Raw genomic sequence first — 17663 nt, forward strand, 5'->3', positions numbered from 1 at the left:
GAATCATGGCTTGGACAATAGGACTATCGTCCACGCTTAAAACAATGGGCAAGCCCACGGGACTATCATCATTGGCCACAARAYCAATTAAGCCATCCTTGGCCGTCAGCATGATCACTGGAATCTCCTTAAATTTTTCAATTTTGCGGATGGTGCGGCAAAACTCAAAGCCATCAATTTCCGGCATTGTTACATCTAAAAGAATTAAAGAGACGTTCCGGTTATTTAACAGCGACAGAGCATCAATGGCACTGGTGGCGCTAATCACTTCGTAGCGATCGCCCAAGGCACGACGAATCATGGCTTGGACAATAGGACTATCGTCCACGCTTAAAACAATGGGCAAGCCCACGGGACTATCATCATTGGCCACAAAACCAATCAAGCCATCATTGACCCAACGCAGATAAAGGGAGGCCAAGGCAAGGGAATCTTTATACAGCGCCTCGGCAATATCGGCAATGGTGTTTTCACCATTCACCCATGTTTGTAAGTGTTGAGCCGTTGCCTCATGGTGAATAGTTGCCAATGCCCCCTCATGGAGACGCGGAATTGCTTCAAAAGAAGGAATTGCTGGATACAACTGCTGCCATAGGCTTTTACGACTGTCAATGCGCTCCAACAGAGTACTGGCGTCAATGCCATGGGGAAGGTCGCCGTAGCTGAGATCCCACTCAGGGTTAGGCTGAGATTCAATCGTACAGGTATGGGGAGCAAGGCGCTCTAAGATAACGACTAATCGCTCTGTAATCGCTTTTTCAATATCCTCCCAACTCAAGGCTCGCGTGTTGACAACGGCTTCAAGGATGGCGCGATAGGAGTAATTAGCAGTACGACTTTGGGCATACTGCATCAGGGTATCCATAAACCCCACCTTAAGCATCCTGCCGAGCAGCCGCAATAACTCTTCTGGTGTCGGCAGATTTTTGGCGGCCATGGTTAGGTTGCCGTGGTAAACGCTAAGGTCATAGGCTAAGTGTCGCCCAGTGTCTGGGATATGAGCAGCCACCCGCACAATACCCGTGAACTGTTGAGTCCTCAGCATCTGCAGCATCTGTGGGAGCGGCATAACCGCCTCTAGGGTAGAGGCTGATGGATAGCGAGTATTCTCAAAGGCCTGCATGATCATTCCCCCTTCTAAGGTCTGAGCAATCAAAGGACTAAACAGTCACCTTGGTGTTGGAATTAAGCTTGTTGACTACGCACCTTAAGTGTTATAGTTCTAGCTTGCGCTTAACGCTGCTCCATTGCTTACGCTTATCCTATAGCAGTGCCATTCAATGCAATGTATTAATAAATACAATCAATGGGGTGTAATCACTAAACAATAATTAAGCAATTATGAAAGACATAAATTAAAATGCACAGCGGTGCTATTCTACCACGCATTTACTATTCTGCAAGTCATGCAAGGAATGTAGTCGTAATTTGTTTAAGGTACTGTTGGAGCATGGCCACAGTAATACCTTGATCAGAAGAAATTTTTTCATCTGGCGGGCAGTTCTGCAAGAGGATTTGAGCGGTTGTTAGGGATGGCGATCAAGTAAAGCTCCTTGTGGCTGAATTTGCAAGAGGAGGTCGCCTGAGGAAGTCAAGTTGCTGTCGCAGGTGCTTTATGCCAGTCCCTACTTTCAGAAGAATTGTCAATAGAAAGAAATAGGTTTACAGCGAGTTTTGTAATGTCTCAGCGGCTTCGACTAACTGCTGGGTAGCAGTCTTAATTTGGGAGAGGCTGGTCGAAGTTTCCTGAGCGCCTAAATTAATGGCATTCATGGCAGAAATAGCCTGCTGTACCCCCACTGCCTGCTGCTTGGAACTGAGGGCAATCTGCTGGCTGTTGAGGTGGACAGCATCAATGGCGTTGGCGATCGTGGCAAAGGTCTCGGACGTGCTATGGGCTAGCTTGGCACACTCGTTGGTGGCTTTCATCCCTTCATCGGTCACCATCACGGTACCATTCATCGCCGCTTGCACTTCGCGAATGAGGGTGGTAATTTTCTCTGCCGATTTCTTGCTTTGATCAGCCAGTTTACGCACTTCCTGTGCCACCACGGAAAACCCTTTGCCATGCTCCCCCGCCCGGGCTGCCTCCACGGCAGCATTGAGGGCAAGGATATTGGTTTGGTTGGCAATATCGGCAACAAGTTCGGAAATGGCAGTCACCTGAGTGGTTTGCTCACTTAATTGCATAATTTTTTCGGCGATCGCCATGACATTGCCTTTGAGGGTGTCAATGCCTTCAACGGTGTGGTGTACCGTATCTTTACCATAGGTGGCTAGCTCCATGGCTTGCTTAGCACCAGCGGCGGAAGCTTCGGCCTGCTCTGCGGACTGACGGGAGGAGGCGCCTAATTCTTCCATGGTGGTGGTTGTTTGGTTCACGGAAGCCGCTTGTTGGGCAATCACTTTTTCTTGCTCTGCAAGGGCAGCAGCCGTTTCATTGGAGGAGGTGACCACTTGAGTGGAAATCTGCAACAGCGAGGCAATAACACGCTGAATAACTATAGCAACAAAAACTATTAATATTATTTCTAGACAAAAAATGATGGCTTGAATAATTCGACCATTGCGCTCAACTGCTGCGACAGACGCTTCTGCTTCCTTAACCGCCTCATCGACCAGCCTAAAAAATCCTTCACTGTTTTCAGCAAGCTGTGTCACATCAATAAACGGTCCCTGTATTTGCTCTTTAAGCTCTGGCCATGCAGACTGTACCTTTAGCATCAGGGCACGTAACTTAGGATCTCGTGCTGCTGGAATACCCATTCTAGGGTCGCCATTGATTAGGGCATTGATCCGCTCATCATTGGTACTGGCTTCCTTGTTAATCATGTCAATATTGCTTGCGGTAAGGCGTAGGTTGAGAACGCGCTGACCTGACTCTCGTACTCTATGGGTTTCATTGGAAATCAGGTAAGCTTGACGACTTTGCTGCGACATGTAGAACTCTAAACCTAAACCAATCAACGCTGTAGAGGCAATGAAACCAATCAGGGCGTAAAGTTGATAGCGAATACGCATGAATCTTCCTCGCAATTATGATGGTATGGAACTCTGACAAATGATAAATTAATGTTGCCTAAGCGGCTGCTAAGGATGGCATCATTTTACTGAGTACCTGATTCAGGTTTAATAATTTAATTACATGACTTCCTTGAATAATTGAGCCAACGTGGATCAATAATGTCAACAGGCGCTTCCGGTATCGTCGCCAATTCCGGCAAATTGATCAGTTCTTCCACCACTGGTAAAGGCAGGACACAGCTCAGCCCCTGCGATCGCAACTTTAGGTAGTCCATAGCAGCCAGTACTAGATAAATTTCTCAATCGTACTTAACAGGACGTCGCGATCCACGGGTTTGGTAAGGTAGTAATTTGTGCCTGCCATATGTCCTTTGGCACGATCAATTAAGCCATCCTTGGCCGTCAGCATGATCACTGGAATCTCCTTAAATTTTTCAATTTTGCGGATGGTGCGGCAAAACTCAAAGCCATCAATTTCCGGCATTGTTACATCTAAAAGAATTAAAGAGACGTTCCGGTTATTTAACAGTGACAGAGCATCGATGGCACTGGTGGCGCTAATCACTTCGTAGCGATCGCCCAAGGCACGACGAATCATCGCTTGGACAATAGGACTATCGTCCACAGTTAAGACCACCGGTAACGCTACGGAACTGTTATCCCCACCTACAAAGTGAAGCAAACCATCATTCACCCACTTTAAGTACAGCGACCCGAGAGCTAATGAGTCTTTGCAAAGGCTCTCGGCAATATCGCCAATGCTATTTTCACCATTGACCCATTGTCGCAAATGCTGAACTGTGGGTTGGTGGTGAATTCCAGCAAGGGCACCCTCATGTAATCGCGGCACTGCCTCAACGGAGGGAATTGCTGGATAAAGTTTTTGCCAAAGTGGTTTACGGCTTTCGATGCGCCGCATGAGGAGGGCGGCAGCAATGCCGTGGCCGTCCTCCCCATAACAGAGATCGCAAACTAGGTTAGGCTGGGGCTCAAAGGTACAGGTGTAAGGCACCAAGCGTTCTAAAATTATCGTTAACCGCTCTGTCATCGCATTTTCTATATCGTCCCAATTGAGAGCACGGGTATTGACAACAGCCTCAAGAACAGAGCGGTAAGACGCATCAGCACTATGGTGATTGGCGTACTGCATTAGGGTATCTATAAACCCAATCTTGAGTAGTTGACCGATGAGCTGCAAGAGACCGATAGGGGTGGGCATTTGCCGAGCTGCAATCGTCAAGTGACCCCGATAAAAGCTGACATCGTAAGCTAGGTGACGCTGAGGGGCAGGAATTTTAGCCGCAATCCGTAAAACACCTGTAAATTGCTGTACTTCAAGCATTTCCAGCATTTGTGGCAGGGGSATTACTGCCTCCAATGTGTCTCTCATTTGCGGCAGGGGCATTGCTGCCTCCAATGTATCTCTGGGCAAGTCACTGGCATTGCCAAACGCCTGCATAACATCCCCCCGATGAGTGCCAAACACAACATTTATTCCTTTTACTAAAGCTACACCACTAGAACAAACTCACTATGTATCCACAACTACATCGAATCATTAAAAACTCTTAAATAAAGACACTGATTATTAAGTAAAGACACTAAAATTTGTCTATAAAATCCGTGGAAATATCTTAAATTGCTATAAGATACGGTTCTTCCGGAACGGTGGTGAAAATTTTAATGAGATACTTTTAATCAGGGATGGCATCCATGGATATTCATCTTGATATATTGCCTCAATTGCCGAATACGATGGTTGAACGTTGCCCTCAGCAAGACGATAAGGTTTACTTAAATTTGCGGCGTCTTAACGAGGCAGCATGCTGTCCGCACTGTCAGACGTCACCAGTGTTGGGAACCATTTAGATGGAATTAGCAACTACTTTAGAAATCGCACCACCAGTGGAGCAATGGAGGGAATCAATAATCGTATTAAGTTGATTAAACGAGAAGGGTATGGCTTTGTAAGCTTCAAAAATTTTCGGGACAGGTTGTTAGATTAATTCTCTAATTAGTAAAAATTATCACCACACGGTGGAACGTTTTAGAGATGTGGCTGCTAATGTGCTGCTCAGGAATCGGTGCATCTTGCTGGAGTGCAAGGGAGAGGAAGACCACATTTACTTGCTGATAGACCTGCACCCCGATAACAATCTTCTGGCCTTGCTAGGTGCTACAAAATCAGCAACTAGCCGAATCCCAAGAAAAGAGTTTGAGTCTGAGCTTAGACCGTATTTCAAGGGTGTTGCTGAGTGTGGCTATGAATTGCCCTCATCCCCAACCCTTCTCCCTAGGGAGAAGGGAGCTAAGAGTCTCGTTCCCTCTCCCAAAGGAGAGGGCTAGGGTGAGGGCGGCAAGCGAAGGAAGGTGGGGATAGCCGCGCTTTTCTTCTAGGCATCCAACACAAAGTTGACCAATTTGCCAGGGACAACAATCACTTTCTTAATCACCTGGCCACTGAGATAGCGTTGGCCAATGTCGGAGTGTTTTGCTGCCGCTTCTAGCTCTGCTTGGCTGGCACCAGCGGGAACCTGGATGGTGCCACGGGTTTTACCCATAATTTGAATGACAATCGTGAGTTCATCGGCAACAAGAGCTGTTTCATCGAGCGTTGGCCATGGTTGACGATGGATGGAACTGTTGCCCCCAAGCTGCTGCCAGAGGTCTTCGCTGATGTGGGGCGCAAAGGGAGCAAGGAGGGTGAGCAGGGTGCGAACGCCTTCGCTGTACACCCCAGAAGTGTAGCAGTCAGCATTACTCAGGGCATTGCTAAGTTTCATGAGTTCGGCAACGGCGGTATTGAGTTGGTAGTCCCCTGTAAGATCGTCAGTTACCTCTTTGATTGCGGTGTGAGTGGCGCGTCGCAGTTCTTTTTCAGTTTTACTCAGGGTCGACGGCAACGGTTGTCCAAGCTGGCCGCCTTGGGTTTTGAAGGTGTGTACCAGCCGCCAAACGCGATTGAGAAAGCGGAACTGGCCTTCAACATCGGCATCATCCCACTCAAGGTCTTTTTCGGGRGGGGYTTTRAAGAGAAWAAACATGCGAGCCGTATCCGCGCCGTACTGCTCAATCACATCGCTGGGGGCAACACCGTTGTACTTGGATTTGGACATTTTTTCATAGACGATGTCTAGGGGGTCGCCGGTTTCTGGATCGGTGGGGGCGCTGAGATCCGCAATCTGATTGGGCATGACGTATTTGCCGGTTTGCGGGTTTTTGTAGGTACGGCCTTGCACCATGCCTTGGGTGAGCAGGCGTTGGAACGGTTCCGAGACCGAGACAAGCTGGCGATCGCGCAAAAATTTAGTAAAAAAGCGCGAGTAGAGCAAGTGTAAAATGGCGTGCTCAATGCCGCCGACGTACTGATCCACCGGCAACCACTCCTGAATGGCAGCGGGATCAAAGGGGGCTGCTGCGTTGCGAGCATCGGCGTAGCGGAAGTAATACCATGAGGAGTCAATAAAGGTATCCATGGTATCGGTTTCCCGTTGGGCGGGGCTGCCACAGCGAGGACAGGGTACCTCGCGCCACGCAGTGAGTTTGGCTAAGGGGGATGGGCCGCGGCCACTAAATTCCACATCCTCAGGGAGCAAGACGGGTAACTCTTCGCGGGGAACTGGTACGGCACCGCACTGGGGACAGTGAATGATGGGAATCGGTACACCCCAATAGCGTTGACGGGAGATTAACCAATCCCGTAGGCGATACTGTACCTGTTCGCGTCCCCAACCTTGGGCAGCAGCATACTCGGTAATGGCTGTTTTAGCGGCGATCGAGTCCATGCCCGTAAAGCGATCGCTCTCGATGAGCACCCCTGGCTCAGTATAAGCAGCCTTGAGACGTTGCTTGGTTCGGCCACTGGGGGGAGCAATCACTTGCTTGATGGGGAGTTTATTCGCTGTGGCAAACTCAAAATCACGCTCGTCGTGAGCGGGCACTCCCATCACCGCCCCTGTTCCGTACTCGTACAGCACGTAATCGGCAATCCAGATCGGGATTTCTTGTCCTGTGAAGGGGTTAATGGCTTTGCCGCCCGTCGCTACTCCCCGCTTGGGGCGATCGCCCGCAGTGCGCTCTAGCTCACTTTCCTGTTGCACACTGGCAATGAACGCTTCAACGGTTTTGCGCCGCCGAGCACTCGTCACCTTGGGCGTTAAGGGATGCTCCGGTGCTAAGACAACGTAGGTCACCCCATAGACCGTATCTGGGCGGGTTGTGAATACCGCAATCGTCTCGTCGCTACCCACAATGGGAAACTCAAGGTATGCCCCCACCGACTTCCCAATCCAATTGGCCTGCATCAACTTCACCCGCTCTGGCCACCCCTCAAGTTGGTCAAGGTCGTTGAGGAGTTGCTCAGCGTAGGCGGTAATTTTGAGGAACCACTGCTTGAGCAGCTTGCGCTCCACTAAGGCACCCGATCGCCACGATCGCCCTTCACTATCTACCTGTTCATTGGCTAAAACCGTCTGATCCACCGGATCCCAGTTGACTGCTGCTTCCTTTTGATAGGCCAAACCGGCATCAAAGAACTCCAAAAACAGCCATTGCGTCCAGCGATAGTAATCGGGATGACAGGTCGTTACCTCCCGCTCCCAGTCGTAAGACAGCCCCAACCGCTGCAACTCTTGGCGCATTTGCTGGATATTTTGCTGCGTCCAAACGTGGGGATGAATCCCTCGCTCAATGGCTGCATTTTCCGCGGGTAGGCCAAAGGCATCCCAGCCCATGGGGTGCAGCACTCGATAGCCCTGCATACGGCGCGATCGGGCAATCACATCAGTGATGGTATAGTTGCGAACATGCCCCATATGTAAATTGCCCGAAGGATACGGAAACATCGAGAGGGCATAGAACTTCGGCTTACGAGGATCGGTATCCGTGCGATCCAAGTGTTGTGCTGCCCATTCCTGTTGCCACTTGGCCTCAATAGCGTGGGGGTCGTAGCGATCGTCCACAGGAGTTTTCCCAACAGTTCGGCTTATCTATTGTAGGGGAAAGGCTTAGCGCTTCTTACGGTACCACCGGATCCAGCAACCCTAGATGGGCACCGCTACGGCGGTTAAGCCAATCGTGATCTGCTGTAAAAACCCTTCCGGGTTAATGGGCATCGGAATATAGCGATCCACCCCCCGATAGTTCCCCTGTGCCCCTAGGATAAATATTTTGATCTGAGCCGTGGTGCAGCGGCAGCGGAGGTGATCCACAAGCTCTTGCACATCTCCGTAGTTAAAGGGTTCCGTCAAAATCACCGCCAAGGGAGCCAAGGCCAAGAGGCGCTCCACTTCCCCATCCACCAGCCAGACGACCTGATAGCCTGCGGTTGTCAAAATTGAGCAGATGAGGGTGGCAGTGGCTTCATCATCACTAACGAGCACAATGCGCCCTTCGGGATATGTCAGGAGATCCGTGGCGGCAAGGGGTGGCAGTGTGTTTGTGACGGCGGCGGGTGGCTCGGCCATTGGTTTGGGTAAGCCGACGGTAAAGATACTGCCCTTCCCTTCGGTGGAGTCCACCTCAATCCACCCATTGTGCAGCTCTACCCACTGCTTGGTTAAGGCTAAACCCAAGCCAGCCCCGGTATAGGCACGCCCAAAGGAGCTGTCCAGTTGCTGAAACTTTTGAAATAGGAGGGGTTGCAAATGGGCAGGAATGCCAATGCCGTTATCTTCAACTTGGAACAGGAGTTCATCCTCAGTCCACCATGCCCGCAAAATCACCTCGCCCATCGCAGGAGTAAACTTAATGGCATTACTGAGTAGGTTAATGAGCGCCTGTTGCAGACGGCGATAGTCACCCCAAAAGCGATCACGACCGGGGGAAATCACCAGTTGATGCCTGAGGTTGACGTGATGGCGCTGGGCTTGAGGCCGGACGAGTTCGAGGCACTCGGCACACAATTGCCGGATAGAAAAGCTACTGCGGCGCAGATGCGATCGCCCCAGCTCTGCCTGAGAGAGATCCAAAATGCTATTAATCAGCTCTAGGAGGTGGCTACCGCTCTCGTGAATAATCTCAAGGTACTCCCGCTGCTTTTCGGTGAGTGGGCCAAGGGGCCAACGCAATAGAGTGGCCGACACCCCAATCACACAGGTCAGGGGGGTGCGCAATTCGTGGCTCATCGTTGCCAAGAAGTCATTTTTAATGCGATGAGCCGCTTCCATGGCGCTGAGGGCTTCGCGGAGGGCTTGGGTACGCTCATTCACCCGCTGCTCAAGGGTATCCTTTTGGTGTTGTAGCTCGCTATAGAGTTCTGCTTGGTAAATGGCAATGCTGAGGTGCTGGCTGAGGTGACCCAAGAACTCAATTTCTTGGGGCTGCCACTGGCGGGGGCGATCGCACTGGTGCGCAATGAGCACCCCCCACAAACTGTCTTGCACAATCACAGGAACAATGAGCCATGCCTTGATCTGCCAGCGGGCGGCAAACTCCTGCAAGCAGGGAACACTGGCATAGTGGCGGTCAATATCATCGACGGCAATCAGCTCACCCCGATGTAATCGCTCGTAGGTTGGCGCAGGGGTACTGGCCCATTCCCAGCATTCATCCCACAGCCCCAGCACCGACGTAATACTGCTATCCCGGCAGGATTCATAGGTAATTTCACCGCTCAGCACGGCGGTGGKGCCCCYAAACTGCGCCACCAAGAGACGATCCACTGCCAAGAACTCGCGAATCCGATCCACCGCTGTTTTTAAGAGTGCTGGCAGTTCCAAGCTCTGGCGAATTTGGGTGGTTACCTGATGCAGCAGTCGTTCTTGGGCTTGGCGTTCCTTCAGCGCCGCCGTGACTAAGGGCTGGCAACTCTGGCACTGCTCCATAGTTGCGTCACTAAAGAGATTCATCAGGGCGATCGCCACCCCAGTGGGTAGGGTGCTGCTGCTCTCGTTGCCACGCTGAGCCAAGCGATGTAAAAAGGGTTTGAGGACGGGGCAGTAAGCAGGTGCCGTTTGGGAACGTATCTGCCGTAAAAAGCGGGCGATCGCGGCGGGGGAGGTCACTAACTGAGTGCGATAGTGATTCAGGTGCGCGGTCGTGATGGCTCGCAACAGGACGGTCAGGGAGTCCCCAACAACAAGGGTAAAGGGTTCCACTGCCGCAGGTTTGCCTACATCTTCACTGGTGAGAACAGTGGCACCTAGGGCAGTCGCTTCCGCCAGCAGAGCCGTTGCCATGCGTTCGTAAAACAGAGACGGTAAAATCCGATCAAATATAGGTTCCGAATGGGACATCATCCACAACTAAATCGGCAGAGACAGCGTTTCACAAGCGTTTCACATCACTATGAACATGGGCAGATGAATGGGCGAAAGCATCCCTCACGTCACTGAGCAAACATACAGCAGAACTCACCCCTGTGGCTGCAATGATTGCTCTCAGAGTCTAGTTGTATCGGAGAGCATGGGTCGTTGAGTTAACTGCACTAGTTTGTTTAATAATTGGAACGGGCTGATGCATCGAATCCTTACACTTGGTGATATTTCGTTAGAGTCGGCGGGCAGCGATGTTGCCTTTGTGCAACAAACCGTTGCACCTGTTGTTATTTTAACGGCAGCCGATAGCGATATTACGCTGTTGGCGCAGGCCTATACCGAGCTTGCCGCAGAACTTCCACCCCTGCGCTTGGCGCACCTGTTGCAGTTGCAAGCAGCGGCGGTTATTGATGACTACGGCGATCGCGTCTTGGCTCATGCAGACGTGGTGGTGCTGCGTCTGTTGGGGGGGCGGGGCTACTGGAGCTATGGCCTAGAGGTAGCGCAGCAACTGGTCAGCGATCGCGGTGCGCAGTTGGTTGTTCTGCCTGGGGACGATCGCCCCGACCTCGAACTAATGAGTGTGTCCACCTGGCCGCTGGCGSGGGTGAACCGCCTGTGGCAATACTTCCGTGAAGGGGGGCTGCCCAATATCCGCTCGGCCTTGCAGTTTGTAGCCCACCACGGGTTTGGGATTGGCGCTGAACCACCGGCTCCCCAGATCATTCCCCGCTGCGGCACCTACCCCCAGCCTACAGCGGCACCGCCAGAGTGGCCAACGGTGGGGCTGATCTTTTACCGCGCCCATTATTTAGCGGGGAATACTGCCGTGATCGATGCCCTCTGCCAAGCCCTACGGCAGCGTCAGATTGCCCCCTTGCCGGTAGTCGTCTCTTCGTTGCAGGAGCCTGAGATTCAAGCTGAGCTATTCGCCATGTGGCAAGGCAGGGTGGAACTGGTGCTGAATACAACGGGGTTTGCGATCGCCAAGAGCGAGGCCACCCCCTGCCATTTTTGGCAGCAGCTAGACGTGCCCGTTCTCCAAGTGGTGCTCAGTAGCAGCACTCAAGAGGCATGGCAGCAGCATCCCCAAGGGCTGGTGCCCCGGGATCTGGCAATGCACGTTGTCCTGCCGGAGGTGGATGGCCGTGTGCTCACCCGGGCGGTGTCCTTTAAGGCGGTAGAGCAAATTCAGCCTGCGGTGGAAGCAACGGTAACCACCTATGTCCCCGAGAGCGATCGCATTGCATGGGTGGCGGATCTCGCTCAAAATTGGCTTAAGCTACGGCATCGCCCTCCCCAGCAGCGGCGAGTGGCTCTCATTCTGGCAAATTACCCCTGTCGCGATGGGCGGCTGGCCAATGGTGTCGGCCTAGACACCCCCAACAGCACGGTGGAGATCCTCAAAGCACTGGCGGGCGCTGGATACGACTTAGGGACAACCCCATTCCCAACCGACGGCGACGCGCTGATTCACCACCTGACGCGCCACCGCACCAATGACGCCGAAGGGAATCAGTGGCGAGCCACCAGCCAGTCTCTCCCCCTTGAAGCGTACAATCGCTATTTTGCGGAATTGCCTGAGAGTGTGCAAGCAGCCCTGCGGCAGCGCTGGCCATCGCCAACGACAGACCTGCCCATTGCCGGCAAGCAATGGGGCAATATTTTTGTGGGGATCCAACCCAGCCGTGGCTACGATCGCGACCCCAGCCTGAACTACCATGCACCAGATTTAGAACCCACCCCTGAGTATCTGGGGTTTTATTGGTGGGTGCGGCACCAGTTCCAAGCTGATGCCATCATCCACGTGGGCAAGCACGGCAACCTAGAATGGCTCCCTGGCAAAGGGGTTGCCCTCAGTGCGTCCTGCTATCCCGAAATTGCCCTAGGTTCTCTGCCGCACTTCTACCCGTTTATTGTCAATGACCCCGGCGAAGGGGCCCAAGCCAAGCGCCGTGCCCAAGCCGTAATTGTGGATCATTTGACCCCGCCCTTAACCCGTGCGGAACTCTATGGCGGCTTGGATACCCTCAGCCACTGGATTGAGGAGTACTATGCTGCTGAGCAGTTCGATCGCCCCCGCTTGGGTATCCTCCGCCAACGCATTGAGGCACTGGTGCAGGAGTTAGACCTCACCCAAGAGATTCGTGCCCCACAGGAGGAGGAATCGTGGACCGCTTGGCTAGCGCGTACCGATGGCTATCTGTGCGACTTGCGCGATGCCCAAATCCGTGACGGCCTCCATATTCTGGGGCAGTGTCCCACAGGCCAGCAACTGCGGGATTTAATCGTGGCGATCGCCCGCAGTGCCCCTCCCCAAGGTATTACCCGTGCCCTCGCTCAGGATCAGGGGGTAACAGTGGATCCCCTCACGGCTGATCCAACGGATGCGAGTCCTGTGGCGGGGTATCGCTCGGTGGGCGCATGGCAAGAGGCGCTAGAAACCACGGCGGCCTCGTTGGTAGAGCGGCTCTTAGCCGGGACGCCAGTGAGGGAGATCCCCTGTGGTGCGGCAACCCAGCAGTGTTTGCAATGGATTCACAGCGTTCTGTGGCCAGCGCTACAACACACGTCACACGAACTCACCCACCTGCTCCACGGTCTCAATGGGGGGTATGTTCCCAGTGGGGCTGCCGGTGCCCCTAGCCGCGGACGGCCTGATGTCTTGCCCACCGGCCGCAATTTCTATGCAGTGGATCTGCGGGCTGTACCCACGGAGGCCGCTTGGGGGTTGGCACAGCGATCGGCGGCGGCGCTGATTGAACGCTACTGCCAAGAGCACGGCGAGTATCCGCGCACCCTCGGACTGTCGGTGTGGGGCACCTCTACCATGCGCACCGGCGGAGATGACATTGCCCAAGCGCTGGCGCTACTGGGGGTGCGCCCAATTTGGGATGGCCCATCGCGGCGGGTGGTGGGTCTGGAGGTCATCCCGTTGTCCCTGTTGGGGCGGCCACGGGTCGATGTGCTGCTGCGGATTTCCGGGTTCTTCCGCGATGCCTTTCCAAACCTCATTGCCCTGTTTGATGCAGCGGTGCAGCGGGTTAGTGAATTATCCGAACCCCCGGAGCAAAACCCCTTAGCGGCACAGGTGGCCACAGAAACCCACTACTGGCAGACGCAGGGGCTAACTGCTGAGCAAGCTCGCACCCGCGCCCGCTATCGCATCTTTGGCTCCAAGCCCGGCGCGTACGGTGCAGGCTTACAGGGGCTGATTGAGGCGCAAAACTGGGTGGAGGATGCCGACTTGGCAGAGGCGTACATTCACTGGAGTAGCTATGCGTACACTGGCGAGGCGCAAAGCCACAGTGCTGCCGACGCCTTGAAACATCGCTTACGCCAGTTGCAGGTGGTGGTGCAAAACCAAGACAATCGCGAGCACGATCTGCTAGATTCCGATGATTATTATCAGTTTCAGGGGGGGATGACTGTGGCGGTGCGATCGCAGCGGGGCGAGCAACCAACGGTCTATTTTGGCGATCACTCCCGACCGGAGCAGCCGAAAATTCGCACCCTCCAAGAAGAACTGCTGCGGGTCTATCGCTCGCGGGTGGTTAACCCAAAGTGGCTCACCGGCGTGATGCGGCACGGCTATAAGGGCGCCTTTGAAATGGCGGCAACGGTGGACTACCTCTTTGGCTACAGCGCCACAACTCGCTGTGTACCGGATTATGTGTTTGCAGGGGTGGCCAACACCTACCTGCTGGCAGAGACAGCACAGGCCTTTGTTGCGCAGCATAATCCTTGGGCACTGCGGGATATGGCAGAGCGGCTCCTAGAAGCGGCACAGCGGCACCTGTGGCAAGCGCCTGATCCGGACGTACTAGAGCGGTTGCGATCGCTGGTTCTGTACGCCGAAGGTTTAATTGAAGGCGCATCTGGACTACCCTAGGGGATAGCAGTGCATCGTTTGGATAAGAGTCATGGGGGCATCCACAGCAGCAGATGGCCAGCGCCTACGCAATTTCCTAATTGTCATGGTGGCCATTGTCCTGAGTTTGGCGTTGTTGGTGGCGGTGCGGGGCAACAACCAGCCGCTCACCTTAGCGGAGCAGGCGAGTCAGGCTACCCCATGGGCAGAGGCACAAACCAACGGGAAGCCAACGCTCTTAGAGTTTTACGCCAACTGGTGTAGCAGTTGTCGCGCTATGGCGAAAGACTTAGGAGAGTTAAAGGTGGCCTACCGCGATCGCGTCAATTTTGTGATGCTGAACGTGGACAATCTTCAGTGGCTGCCGGAAATCGAACAGTTTGGCGTAGATGGGATTCCCCACTTTGTTTTTTTGAATGCCCAGCAAGAACTCCAAGGGACGGCCATTGGCCTGCAACCGAAGGGCATTATGGCACAAAACCTCGAAGCCCTGAGTCTTGGCCTCCCTCTGCCCCACGGTGGCAGCAGCGGCAACGTATCTCAGTTGCCCAACCCCCGCGCAACTCAGCGCAGTGACGATCCGCGCAGTCACGGAGGCTAAGGGGGTGGACTCCGAAGACGAGGTGCGGCAACTCTATCGCGAAACCCGCGATCGCCTTGACCAACTCTATGCGGACTATGAACGCATTCAGGCCACCCAAGCACGGCTGAAGCAGGCGAACGCAAACGCCCTCCAAGCCGAGGGCGATCGCCTACAGGAAGAACTACGCCAGCTGGAAGTGGAGTTTGGCTTGACCTTACTGTTTAATTTGGGGGATGCTGCCCGCGAGTGCTGGCAAGAGATTCTCCGCCAAGAGCGGTTCTGGAACTTTGTGCGCTTTTTTGGCTTGGGGTTTGCGCTAGGGATTCTTGTCAAGGCACTGACAGGCTAGGAGCGCTTCAGTGCCGTTTGCCAAAGCCCGGGCCGCGACTCAGGAATGGCGATCGCCCCTACGGCCTTAGCATAAAACTCTTCTGAGGACACCCAGCCAATGACAGCATAGGCATAGCCCATTGCCCCCATGTGCCAGAGGGTTAACTGCAACAGGAGGCGACCAATGCCTTGGCCACGGTGCGACTCCGCCACAGCCATCGGGCCAAACATCCCCAACGCGGCGGTATCATAGCAGGCCATGCCAAGGAGGTGCCCGTCCTGAACCGCAATCAGAATGCGGGGTGGGCGTTGACTGAGGGCGATCGCCACCTCGCTGTGCCACCCGGCACTAAAGCGATCCTGCACCCACTGCAAAATGAGATCCGTTTCTGAGCCAAGGGGGTGGCGATAGTGAATCCCCTGCTGCTGGTGGGCGGTGACAGCTGGCCAGTCCACCTCAAGCGCATAGAGTTTGACCAGCATATCCGTCATAAATCAATATCCCAATCCTCGTTATCATCACTGCGGGGGGGAGGGGGCGTGAGAATGCGGTACTCGGCATCCACAACCGACTGTGGTGGCGGCGGTGCTGGCTGGCTTTTGCGGGAGGGGCGGTAGCGGTGGGAATAGGGGGCACTGCGACGCGGCGGCGAATCGTTGAGGGTGGGTTCGCGCGGGGTAGTCGAGTCAATCTCCTCAAACCAATCCTCGGCATCCGCGACCTCGCTATCCTCTGCGGGGGCACGCATGGATGCATCCTCTACTGGGATTGGTTCTGGCGATTGCCGCTGGGGTCTGCGCTTTTCTGGTAGAGTGCTTGAACTCAGCACCAGCAGCCCCTGCCCCCACAGAAGACCAACCATAGCAGCAGCAGCAATCCAGAAAGCAAGGGGCAACGGTGGTGTTTGCTGCCCTAAAAAACGCAATGGCAGCACAGGCTGCCAATTTTGGACAACTAATGTGGTGATCAGGGCGATCGCCGCCACATATACCCAGACTTGCGACATTAGTTAACCGGTCCTTGCCAACGCTTTAAGGGCACACAATCCAACCCTAGCTGATCGAGAGCACGAGCCACGACAAAATCCACCAAGTCCTCAATCGTTGTGGGGCGGTGATACCACGCTGGAATCGCTGGGACGATCCGCGCCCCGGCCATAGCCAACTGAGTGAGATTCTGCAAATGAATTAGGCTAAAGGGGGTTTCCCGCGGCACCACTACCAAGGGGCGGTTCTCTTTAAGGTGCACATCCGCCACCCGCTCCAGTAAATCAGAACTTAAGCCTGCTGCCAGCTTGGCCACCGTGCTCATACTACAGGGAATAATGACCATCCCAAGGGTGCGAAAGGAACCACTGGCGATCGCTGCGGCCACATCGGTTGGGCGATGGCACGTCAACGACCCGTCCCAGACCTGCGCTTGCTCTCGCCAAAAGAGCGCCTGCTTATCCGGCAGCACTGGCATGGCTAGGCCGCATTCCGCTTGCCACACCTGATGAACAGCCTTAGATGCCACTAATTGAATAGGATACCCTGCTTGTAATAGAAATTTAATGGCACGGACTGCGTACAAAAGACCAGACGCGCCCGTAACACCCAAAACAATCGGTGGAGGAGAGGAAGTCACAATTTAAGCCATACTAAACGAAACAGTCATCACCCTCGGCAAACCCTTAGGTTTTTGCAACGGTTCCATTGTGAACTACCGCTATTGAATCAACGATTACAATAGCGGCTTCCTACCCACAGAAGCGCTTGCCACTCCGAGAGTGATGAGTCTTACCTTCTGACGATAGGCATTGCCCCGCGTCCCGCAGGTCAAACAGCATGGAGAACAGGAGAATGCTTGTACGTATCTGGCTTGGTTTTCGCTCAGTTGCCTTCCACGCAAGGCTGTTTGGATTGTACTACAAGCTGCTGCCGCAATTATCTCACGCTTCCATCAACGATTTGAAGTGGAGGAGTCTTGCGGGTTTTGCTAAATTGCCGACTGGTACACTCTCTTAAGTAGCTGCAACATGACCATTCCTGATCCGGCCTTCTTCCCTGAACCTACGACAGATAGTGCGGTGGTTATGCCACCAGAACTTATCCGCGAGTTGTTTGATGCTGCACTCCTAGATGCGCTAGTCTCTAGTGAGTTACCAGATCTCGATCAACTGTTTGTGAACCTAGAACCCCTCAGGCTTCAGACCGCACCCCCCCCTATCTCTGACGCCCAGTGGCGGCAAATGCAGGCGCAGCAACAAATCATTGCTCGGCAGCTTGAAGAAACGCTGACCTATTTGGCCAAAGTCAAAGCCGTAGCCTACCAACTCCAAGCGGTGGCTAGCGAGTTTGTCACCACACCCAAACGGGGTCAGCGACAGCCATCTTCCCTCCATCCCCTTGAATATTTGGCCGCAGAGTTGCTACAGGCGATCGCCCACACCCAAGCCGCTTTAGAACCAATCTATGACCCCCTACACAACCTAGGAGACACCCTCAATGCTGACGAGCCAGCATTGAGATCCTTTTCTAGTGCAGCAATGTCACAATCTCTGCCCTAGGCGTGGTTATGGCTTGTAGCTTGACCTAACTATGCTTGATCCTGTTGCGC

The 17663-nt window shown here is 53.8% G+C and carries 14 protein-coding genes; 6 read left to right on the top strand and 8 right to left on the bottom strand.

The window, feature by feature from the left end; all coding sequences use genetic code 11:
• The 3 genes from L5470_RS06620 to L5470_RS06630 all read right to left on the bottom strand — a co-directional run.
• Window positions 1–1156: response regulator (locus L5470_RS06620; RefSeq protein WP_499498952.1), on the bottom strand; the 1156-nt coding region annotated here is incomplete at its 3' end.
• A gap of 506 nt (window positions 1157–1662) precedes the next feature.
• Window positions 1663–3021, bottom strand: a complete 1359-nt coding sequence (locus tag L5470_RS06625; protein WP_499498954.1) for a methyl-accepting chemotaxis protein — start codon at window positions 3019–3021, stop codon at window positions 1663–1665.
• A 289-nt stretch (window positions 3022–3310) separates the two neighbouring features.
• Window positions 3311–4510, bottom strand: coding sequence for a response regulator (locus tag L5470_RS06630; RefSeq protein WP_499498956.1), 1200 nt, complete (start codon window positions 4508–4510; stop codon window positions 3311–3313).
• Window positions 4511–4847: 337 nt separating this feature from the next.
• Between L5470_RS06630 and L5470_RS06635 the strand changes: the two genes are divergently transcribed.
• Window positions 4848–5030 (top strand): transposase, encoded by a 183-nt coding sequence (locus L5470_RS06635; RefSeq protein WP_499498958.1) that lies wholly within the window; start codon window positions 4848–4850, stop codon window positions 5028–5030.
• Between the two features lie 31 nt (window positions 5031–5061).
• On the top strand, window positions 5062–5370 hold the full coding sequence (locus L5470_RS06640) for a transposase (protein WP_499498960.1): 309 nt from the start codon (window positions 5062–5064) through the stop codon (window positions 5368–5370).
• 47 nt (window positions 5371–5417) lie between these two features.
• Here L5470_RS06640 and leuS read toward each other — a convergent pair whose 3' ends face one another.
• Complete coding sequence (gene leuS / locus L5470_RS06645) at window positions 5418–7985, bottom strand: leucine--tRNA ligase (protein ID WP_499498962.1); 2568 nt, start codon at window positions 7983–7985, stop codon at window positions 5418–5420.
• An 81-nt stretch (window positions 7986–8066) separates the two neighbouring features.
• Window positions 8067–10202, bottom strand: a complete 2136-nt coding sequence (locus L5470_RS06650; RefSeq protein WP_499498964.1) for a hybrid sensor histidine kinase/response regulator — start codon at window positions 10200–10202, stop codon at window positions 8067–8069.
• A gap of 277 nt (window positions 10203–10479) precedes the next feature.
• On the opposite strand from L5470_RS06650, the gene cobN reads away from it, so the two are divergent.
• Genes cobN through L5470_RS06665 form a run of 3 tightly spaced genes read left to right on the top strand, consistent with a single transcriptional unit; the run spans window position 10480 to window position 15083 of the window.
• Window positions 10480–14172 (top strand): cobaltochelatase subunit CobN, encoded by a 3693-nt coding sequence (cobN, locus tag L5470_RS06655; RefSeq protein WP_499498966.1) that lies wholly within the window; start codon window positions 10480–10482, stop codon window positions 14170–14172.
• A 31-nt stretch (window positions 14173–14203) separates the two neighbouring features.
• The gene (locus tag L5470_RS06660) at window positions 14204–14752 is read left to right on the top strand and encodes a thioredoxin family protein (RefSeq protein WP_499498968.1); all 549 of its coding nucleotides are present in this window, start codon (window positions 14204–14206) and stop codon (window positions 14750–14752) included.
• Window positions 14724–15083 carry a sll0565 family protein gene (locus L5470_RS06665; RefSeq protein ID WP_227517327.1) on the top strand — a complete coding sequence of 120 codons (360 nt, stop codon included), beginning with the start codon at window positions 14724–14726 and terminating at the stop codon, window positions 15081–15083. Before L5470_RS06660 ends, L5470_RS06665 begins: the two co-directional genes overlap by 29 nt.
• On the opposite strand, the gene L5470_RS06670 is transcribed toward L5470_RS06665, so the two are convergent.
• From L5470_RS06670 to L5470_RS06680, 3 genes are read right to left on the bottom strand one after another with little or no spacing between them, the layout of a single operon-like run.
• Window positions 15080–15556, bottom strand: coding sequence for a GNAT family N-acetyltransferase (locus L5470_RS06670; protein ID WP_499498970.1), 477 nt, complete (start codon window positions 15554–15556; stop codon window positions 15080–15082). The two genes, L5470_RS06665 and L5470_RS06670, sit on opposite strands and share 4 nt — an antisense overlap.
• On the bottom strand, window positions 15553–16071 hold the full coding sequence (locus L5470_RS06675) for a hypothetical protein (RefSeq protein WP_499498972.1): 519 nt from the start codon (window positions 16069–16071) through the stop codon (window positions 15553–15555). Before L5470_RS06675 ends, L5470_RS06670 begins: the two co-directional genes overlap by 4 nt.
• Window positions 16071–16694, bottom strand: a complete 624-nt coding sequence (locus tag L5470_RS06680) for a flavin prenyltransferase UbiX (RefSeq protein ID WP_376787941.1) — start codon at window positions 16692–16694, stop codon at window positions 16071–16073. The genes L5470_RS06675 and L5470_RS06680 overlap by 1 nt, the downstream gene beginning before the upstream one ends.
• A 388-nt stretch (window positions 16695–17082) precedes the next feature.
• Between L5470_RS06680 and L5470_RS06685 the strand changes: the two genes are divergently transcribed.
• Window positions 17083–17613 carry a hypothetical protein gene (locus L5470_RS06685; RefSeq protein WP_099799075.1) on the top strand — a complete coding sequence of 177 codons (531 nt, stop codon included), beginning with the start codon at window positions 17083–17085 and terminating at the stop codon, window positions 17611–17613.
• Window positions 17614–17663: the final 50 nt, after the last annotated feature.

It is taken from the genome of Synechococcus sp. PCC 6717 (assembly GCF_022698185.1).
GTDB lineage: Bacteria > Cyanobacteriota > Cyanobacteriia > Thermosynechococcales > Thermosynechococcaceae > Thermosynechococcus > Thermosynechococcus lividus.

Bases quoted from the DNA above. Each gene is read 5' to 3' on its own strand.
- L5470_RS06635 (WP_499498958.1), top strand. From the start codon at position 4,848: ATGCTGTCCGCACTGTCAGACGTCACCAGTGTTGGGAACCATTTAGAT.
- L5470_RS06675 (WP_499498972.1), bottom strand. From the start codon at position 16,071: ATGTCGCAAGTCTGGGTATATGTGGCGGCGATCGCCCTGATCACCACA.
- L5470_RS06660 (WP_499498968.1), top strand. From the start codon at position 14,204: ATGGGGGCATCCACAGCAGCAGATGGCCAGCGCCTACGCAATTTCCTA.
- L5470_RS06625 (WP_499498954.1), bottom strand. From the start codon at position 3,021: ATGCGTATTCGCTATCAACTTTACGCCCTGATTGGTTTCATTGCCTCT.
- L5470_RS06670 (WP_499498970.1), bottom strand. From the start codon at position 15,556: ATGACGGATATGCTGGTCAAACTCTATGCGCTTGAGGTGGACTGGCCA.
- L5470_RS06685 (WP_099799075.1), top strand. From the start codon at position 17,083: ATGACCATTCCTGATCCGGCCTTCTTCCCTGAACCTACGACAGATAGT.